This window comes from Endozoicomonas sp. ONNA1, assembly GCF_024606325.1.
Taxonomy (GTDB): domain Bacteria; phylum Pseudomonadota; class Gammaproteobacteria; order Pseudomonadales; family Endozoicomonadaceae; genus Endozoicomonas_A.
In genome coordinates this window covers 1-1,066 of record NZ_JAHHPN010000705.1, presented here as the reverse complement: position 1 = coordinate 1,066, position 1,066 = coordinate 1, and the positions used below count along the sequence as shown (strand labels likewise).

The 1,066-nt window shown below is 46.3% G+C and carries 1 protein-coding gene; it reads right to left on the bottom strand.

Going from position 1 to position 1,066, the window contains the following annotated elements:
- On the bottom strand, positions 1 to 1,066 hold a 1,066-nt coding region (locus tag KDK19_RS16570), incomplete at both ends, for a WD40 repeat domain-containing protein (RefSeq protein WP_257292398.1).

Here is a 1,066-nt window from a genome sequence, read left to right as displayed (position 1 = left end):
CTTGTCTGGCCATAGATTTTCACACTGCCATCCTGGCTGGCAATCAACACGTGGCGGCTATCGGCGCTGAAGATGGCCGAGTTGATATGATGCTTGAAGTGAATGACGATTTTTTGTAACCATGATCCATCGGACTCCTTGCCGTAGATTTTCGCCCTGTGATCCGTGTTCGCAGTCAATACATGGCGGCCATCGGGGCTTAGACTCGCTGAAATGACATTGTTAAAATCGGGGATGGTACCTTTTTTTTCCCGTGATCCATCGATCTTGTAGCTATAGATTATCCCCTTGTTATCCGACCTGGCGATGATCAAATGATAGCCATCGGTGCTGAGGGTGTTTGGTTGGACAAATGTACCTTGTGAAAAGGTGGCTGTTAATTCCCAGGATTCATCGGCCTTCCGGGTATGGATTTGCACAGAGTCATTTGCACCTTTGACCACCAGATGGCGGCCATCGGCGCTAAAGATGGCTGATATGATCGATAACTCATGGGTAATACTGGCTTTAAATTGCCATGATCCATCGCACCCTAAGCCAAATATTTTCGCAGTGTCATCGATGCTGGCGGTCACCACATAAAGGCTATCGGCGCTGAAGGCGGCTGAACGGACGTAATGTTTATGGGCAATAATCGCTTTTAATCCCCATGATCCATCCATCTCATGGCCGTAGATGTTCGCATTGTCGCTTTCACTGACGGTCACCAGATGGCGGCCATCGGGACTGAGGGTGGCTGAGGTGTTAATTGTATTTTCGTGAATGATGGATTTTGAAACTAAATTAAACTTTTCACAATCAGACATTAGCTTAGCCTTGTTGAAATACAACAGAGCAGGTGAATAAATACTCTTCTGACGGCGATCTTTGAGTGAGTCGACGAGTGCCTTGTCATTCGTAAATGACTGCAACCAATCACGGAGTTGATTCTCATTTTTTGTCGTAATGGCTGCTCTTAGTTGATGCTGATGATAAGAAGGAAATTGGCGATACCATGCTTTTGCCAGAGCGTTATCTTCTTTGACAGCATCGTGAAGGTGGGTGCATACCTGTTGTAAACGGTGAA